We start from the raw sequence: 5,908 nt of genomic DNA, 5'->3' as shown, positions 1-5,908 counted from the left end.
GACACCCGCGAGCAGCTCCGGATCGCGATCGTCACCTGGATCGAACGCACCTACCACCGGCGTCGTCGACAAGCCAGGCTCGGCCGGTTGACCCCCATCGAATTCGAAACCATCATGGCTCCAGCAGCCCGACAGGCTGCATAACCGCTGTCACCCGATCCTGCAGCAGCCCCTGATGCCCAACCCTGGCGGCGCCCACCCGATGAGATGGACGTCGCCTGCGATTGTTGTTCCCTACTGCAGGTTGTCGTGTGCGGCTACGTCGTGGCGGCCTTCACGACAGCGGCGACCTCGACCGGCCGCGACACCAACGACGCGTGTGAAGCATCCAGCTCGCTGGTGTTTGCGTGCATACGCGCTGCCATGAATCGTTGTGCGGCGGGCGGGATCACGCGATCTCGAGCCGAGACGAGGTACCAGGTGGGTGTGGTGGACCACGCCGGCGTGCCGGACGGTTCCAGGTTCGCGGTCAACGCCAGCGGACGCTGGTGGGCGAGCATGGTCGCTGCCGTGGTGTCGGTGACATCCTGGGCGAAGACCTCGTGGAAGTCGTCGGCGGCGATGGAGGCGTCAACGTTCTTGCCAGCGATCCCAGTGGCGTCGTCGGTGACGTCGACTTGCAGAACAGGTGGCAGTAGGCGGCTGCCGGGGAAGCGGATCGGGTCGAGCGCGAGCTGGTTGATCTCGCCGGCGGCGGGGGCGAACGCCGCAATGAACACCAGGGCTCGCACTTTGGGGTCATGAACCTGGGTGATGACCGCTCCTCCGTAGGAGTGCCCGACCAGCACCACCGGGCCGGAGATCTCGTCGAGGCTGCGCTGCACGGCCGCCGCGTCGTAGGCCGGTCCGCGCAGCGGATTGTCCGGGACTACCACGCGATAGCCGTCGGCGCGCAGCGCGGCGGCGACACCGTCCCAGCTGGTGGTGTCAGCAAACGCGCCGTGCACCAGCACGATGGTCGGCGCGACTGGCGCGGCCGTCGCCGCAACGGTGGCCGCAGCGGGGGCGAGGGCCACGGCGAGGGCGATCACCAGGCCACGCAGCCGATGCGTGGCGGTCCTCATGGCCGGTCCTGGGTGGTGAAGCGCTGCACGAATCCCAGTGCGGTGTCGCAGACTTCGCGCCAGCCGGAGTCGATGGTGAGCGAGTGGCCCCGGTTCGGCATCTCCACGATCTCGGTGACCGACTTTTCGTTGCGGTGCTGCTTCTTGTAGGCGGCGTTGGTGATCGCCCACGGCACCGTGTTGTCCTTCTCCCCTGAAATCAGCAGCAGCGGGCCGCGTTCGGGATTGAGGCTGTCGACTTTGGCTTCACTCCAGGGGTTGAGGTTGGCCGCGGCGGCCTGAAACAGCGGTGCTCCGGGTGCAGGCACGGCGAAGGTTTCGTAGAGGTGTTTCGCCTCGGGTTCGTCGACGGCGTTGGCGAAGGCGAAGCGGAACTGCTCGAAGGTCAACGGCACCGCGCGATGCCTGTTGGCGGGGTTGCTCAGCACCGGCGCGGCCGCGCGGAGCGAGGAGATGGGCAGCGGCAGCACGCCCTGGAACGGGGCGGGATCGATGGCCACCGTCGCACTGGAAAGCCCGCGTCCCGCCAGGATCTGGGCAAGCAGACCGCCGAAGGAGTGCCCGATCACCACGGGCCTGTTCGTCAACTGCCCGATGAGTTCGGTGAAGTGGTCGGCGACCTGGCCGACGGTTTTGCCGGCGAAGGTTTCTGGATGGGCGTTGGCCTCGGCGACAGTGTCGGGGTCGTCGGGCCAGCCGGGCAGTACCGGCGCGTATCCGGCGGCACGGAAGACCTCGGCCCACCGCTCCCAGCTCGAGGGCAGCAGCCACAATCCGTGCACGAACACCACCGGGGTGCGGTCGGTGTCGTTGGCTTGTCGGACCTGCTGAGCATCGTGGTCGGTGAACATTATTCGGTGTCCTTCCCGGTCAGGACGTCGCGCAGGAACGCGATGGCCTGGGTGATGGCAGCCTGGGCGGCGTGGGTGTCGCGCAGGGCGTTGAGCATGACGAAGTCGTGGATGATGCCGCCGTAGCGGGCGGCGGTGACCGCCACCCCCGCCTCGCGCAGCTTGTCGGCGTAGGCTTCGCCCTCGTCGCGGAGTACATCGGCTTCGGCGGTGATCACCAGCGCCGCCGGTAGCCCGCTGAGTTGTTCGCTGGTCGCGCGCAGCGGGGAGGCGGTGATCTCGGTGCGTTGAGCCGGGTCGGTGGTGTACTGGTCCCAGAACCACTGCATGGCGTCGCGGCGCAGGAAATAGCCGGTGTCGAACTGCCGATAGGAGCCGGTGTCGAACGAGGCGTCGGTGACCGGGTAGAACAGCACTTGCCCCGCCAGCGGCGCGGCATCGCGTTGTTTGACCAGTAAGGTGAGCGCCGCACTCATATTGCCGCCGACCGAGTCACCGGCCACTGCGATCCGGCTCGCGTCCAGCCCGTGCTGGGTGCCGTGGTCGCGGATCCATTGCAGCGCGGTGAATGCCTGTTCGAGGGCCACGGGGTAGCGTGCCTCCGGCGAGAGGCTGTAGTTGACGAACACCACTCCCGCACCGACACCGAGCGCGAGTTCGCGGGCGAGGCGGCCGTGGGTGTGGTCGTTGCCGAAGACCCATCCCGCGCCGTGCAGGTAGAGGATCACCGGCAGCGGACCGGCGATTGCGGTGGGCCGGAAGATGGTCAGGTCGGGGTCGGTGATCGCCGTCCGGCTGGTGCCGGGCACCTCGATCTCGGGGGATTGCACCTCGTCCACGGTTGCGCGGCCCTCGATGGGGCCCAGGTCGAACAGGTAGGGCGGATTGGCGGTGGCGTCGACGAACGCCTGGGCCGCCGGTTCCAGTACGGGTTTGCTCATCGCAGACCTCCTGGCTCGGATTCGATGGCTCCTCAGTTTCTGCCGATTCCCGGGGTCTTCGAATCCTTGACCATCCCTAGTCACCAGCGGCGACGCCAGGTCAACGCTAGATTGTGACCATGGTGTTGCTCGGCCGCAAAGCGGAACTCGCCGAGATCGCCGGACTGCTGGATCGGGCCGGATCCGGTATCAGCGGTGTGCTGGTCGTGACAGGTGCGGCCGGGATCGGCAAGACAGCCTTGCTGACACAGGCGGTAGCCGACGCGGCGGCGCTGCAGGTGACCACGGTGTCCGGGGTCGAGGCCGAACAGGATCTGAGCTTCGCGGGCCTGCACCGGTTGCTGCGGCCGCTGTTGGGCGAGCGGGGCCGGCTGCCGAGCCCGCAACGCGGCGCCCTCGAGACCGCGTTCGGCCTGCTGCCCGGTCCGGCACCGGACCTGTTCCTGGTCGGGCTGGCCACGCTGTCGCTGCTGGCCGACGCCGCCTCCGATCGCGCGCTGCTCGCGGTCTGCGACGACGCGCAGTGGCTGGACCGCGAATCGTTGCGGGTCTTGGGATTTGTGGCACGCCGGTTGGACGCCGAGGGCGTGGTCCTGCTGTTCGGTGCTCGCCGGCACGGCACCGGCGAGGAGCTGCTGACAGGCCTGCCCGCACTGCAATTGGACGGGCTCGCCGATCCTGACGCAGCCGAGTTGCTCGACACCGAACTGCGCACCCGCATCGATGGCGTGATCACCGCAGCTCTGCTCCCCGAAACCGGCGGTAACCCCCTGGCCATCGTGGAACTGGCGCGCCGCCTGGACGAGGGCACACCGCTGCGCCCCGAACTCGGGAATCTGCTGCCCCTGGACCGCAGGCTGGAGGCGCGTTTCCTGCGCCAAGTGCACCGTCTCGACACAGCCGCCCAGGACTTTCTGCTGATCCTGGCCGCGAACTCCGGCGGGGACCGCAATGTGCTGCGGCGGGCGGCGGGGTTGCTCAGCGAGGCCACCTCCGAGGCGCTCGACGCCGCGCTGGACCACGCGCGCCGCGCCGATCTGGTCGTGCTCGGAGCAGACTCATCCACTACCGATTTTCGGCATCCTCTGATCCGCTCCGCGGTCTACAACGGTGCCACTCCGAACCGGCGACGCCGGGCACATGCGGCCTTGGCCGCAGCCACCGACCCGGCCACCGACAGCGATCGACGCGCCTGGCATCGCGCCGCGGCGACCGAGGAACCCGACGAGGAGGTGGCCGCCGAGGTGGAGACGGCCGCCGATCGGGCCCGCGAGCGCGGCGGCTACCTGGCCCAGGCCACCTTCCTGCGCACCGCCGCTGAACTGAGTCCGGTTGCTGTCCAACGCAACGGGCGGCTGCTCGCCGCGGCCGGCGCGGCCCTCACCGCGGGAGCACCGTTCCTGGCCGAACAGCTGCTCGACCAGTTGGTCCCCGATCTCGGGATTGCGGTCTTGGACGCGTACGCGATGCGACTGCGCGGTTTCCTGAACGTCATGCTCGGCCGCGAAGGCGCGGTGCCCCTGCTGCACGACGCAGCCATGCTCTTCGCCGACCACGACACCCGCACTGCTCGCGACACCCTGCTCGAAGCCTTCGACGCGGTCGCGGTGGTAGCCCGCATCGGCGGGGACATGACTGCGCGACGCGTCGCGCAGTCCGCCCTCGAGCTGCCACATCCGCCGGGCACGCCCACACTCGAGGACCTGCTGCTCACCGCGCACGCCCACCTCGTCGGCGACGACTACACCACCGCTGTGCCGCACATGCGACGCGCACTGGCGGCCCTGCTCGCCGACGGCGCCGAGAACACCGACGCCGCACGCTGGTTCCTGCTCGGCGTGCTGCTCGCCCTCGAACTCTGGGACATCGACGCCCTCGGCGAATGCTCACGCCGCTACGCCGCCACCGCCCGCCGCCACGGCACCCTACGCATCCTCCAAGCCGCCACGCACGGCCTGGCGACACACGCCCTGCTCTGCGGCCGATTCACCACCGCCGCAGCCCATTACGCCGAGTTCAAAGACATCGCCGCCGCGATCGGCGCGGACCTGCGCTACGCGAACACCAGCGACGCGCTCCTCCACGGGTGGCGCGGCGACGAGGAACCCACCCTGGCGGCGGTCGCCGTGCAAGCCGGACTCGACGCCGAACGCCCCGGCGGACTCCAGGTGCAGATCGCCCGCCACGCCCAGATCACCCTGCACCTGGGCCGCTGCCAGTACGCTGCCGCGCAGGTCGCCGCGACCGTCGTCTTCGACGAGGACCCACCCCATTTCGGGGGCATGGTCCTGGCAGACCTGATCGAAGCGGCCGTCCGCAACAACGACACCCCCGCCGCCGAACGAGCCCTGGTCCGCCTCACCGCACGCGCCACCGCCAGCGGAACCCCGTGGGCGATGGGTGTGTTGGCCCGCAGCCGCGCGCTGCTGGCCGTCGACAGCGAGGCCGAGCCGTTGTATCTGCAAGCATTGGCCCTGCTCGAGCCGACACCCTCGGCAACCGAGATCGCCCGCACTCGCCTTCTCTACGGCGAATGGCTGCGCCGCCGCCGACGCCGCCGAGACGCACGCAACCAATTGCGCAGTGCTCTGGAACTGTTCGACGCCATGGGCGCGGCGGCCTTCGCCGACCGCGCCGGCACCGAACTGGCCGCCACCGGTGAGACCGCGCGTGAACGCACCCCCGACAACGCCTACGCCCTCACCGCACGCGAGTTGCAGATCGCGCATCTCGCCGCCACCGGCATCACCAACCAACAGATCGCCGCCGAACTGTTCCTCAGCACCGCAACCGTGGAATACCACCTGCGCAAAATCTTTCGGAAACTCGACATCACCTCCCGCCGCGAATTACAGCACCGGTTCTGACCACCACACGAATGCCGTTCTCCCCTCGCCAGTACGAACCGTGTGCGAACAATTCGACACCGTCAGGAAGTTCGTCGGTGCTGATGTCCAGGTTGCGTCCAATAGCGTGGTGTACGGCCCGACCACCCGAGCAGCCCCCTGTTCCGAGCGTGTCGTAGCCGGAAACGAGGTGGTCACCGCGTGAC

Annotated in this window: 4 protein-coding genes and 1 pseudogene; 2 read left to right on the top strand and 3 right to left on the bottom strand. The window is 68.9% G+C overall.

The genetic code is table 11. From position 1 onward, the window contains the following. Positions 1-144 (top strand): annotated as a pseudogene (locus DFR74_RS35065) (IS3 family transposase); the annotation flags it as partial. Positions 145-257: 113 nt separating this feature from the next. Here the strand turns inward: DFR74_RS35065 and DFR74_RS35060 are convergent. The 3 genes from DFR74_RS35060 to DFR74_RS35050 are packed head-to-tail and all read right to left on the bottom strand — an operon-like array spanning position 258 to position 2,856. After that, on the bottom strand, positions 258-1,064 hold the full coding sequence (locus DFR74_RS35060) for an alpha/beta fold hydrolase (RefSeq protein WP_067514844.1): 807 nt from the start codon (positions 1,062-1,064) through the stop codon (positions 258-260). Beyond that, complete coding sequence (locus DFR74_RS35055) at positions 1,061-1,915, bottom strand: alpha/beta hydrolase (RefSeq protein ID WP_067514842.1); 855 nt, start codon at positions 1,913-1,915, stop codon at positions 1,061-1,063. Before DFR74_RS35055 ends, DFR74_RS35060 begins: the two co-directional genes overlap by 4 nt. Then, positions 1,915-2,856 (bottom strand): alpha/beta hydrolase, encoded by a 942-nt coding sequence (locus DFR74_RS35050; protein ID WP_067514840.1) that lies wholly within the window; start codon positions 2,854-2,856, stop codon positions 1,915-1,917. The genes DFR74_RS35055 and DFR74_RS35050 overlap by 1 nt, the downstream gene beginning before the upstream one ends. 119 nt (positions 2,857-2,975) lie before the next feature. On the opposite strand from DFR74_RS35050, the gene DFR74_RS35045 reads away from it, so the two are divergent. Beyond that, a complete protein-coding gene (locus DFR74_RS35045) occupies positions 2,976-5,723 on the top strand; it encodes an ATP-binding protein (RefSeq protein WP_067514838.1) in 2,748 nt (915 codons plus the stop codon). The last annotated feature ends 185 nt before the right edge of the window (positions 5,724-5,908 follow it).

Origin of the sequence: Nocardia puris (assembly GCF_003315035.1) — a bacterium.
GTDB lineage: Bacteria > Actinomycetota > Actinomycetes > Mycobacteriales > Mycobacteriaceae > Nocardia > Nocardia puris.
Note: the sequence above shows the minus strand (reverse complement) of the source record. Positions and strands in the feature narration are given on the sequence as shown.

Excerpts from the sequence above, each read along its gene's own strand:
- DFR74_RS35060 (WP_067514844.1), bottom strand. The coding sequence starts at position 1,064 with ATGAGGACCGCCACGCATCGGCTGCGTGGCCTGGTGATCGCCCTCGCC.
- DFR74_RS35055 (WP_067514842.1), bottom strand. The coding sequence starts at position 1,915 with ATGTTCACCGACCACGATGCTCAGCAGGTCCGACAAGCCAACGACACC.
- DFR74_RS35050 (WP_067514840.1), bottom strand. The coding sequence starts at position 2,856 with ATGAGCAAACCCGTACTGGAACCGGCGGCCCAGGCGTTCGTCGACGCC.
- DFR74_RS35045 (WP_067514838.1), top strand. The coding sequence starts at position 2,976 with ATGGTGTTGCTCGGCCGCAAAGCGGAACTCGCCGAGATCGCCGGACTG.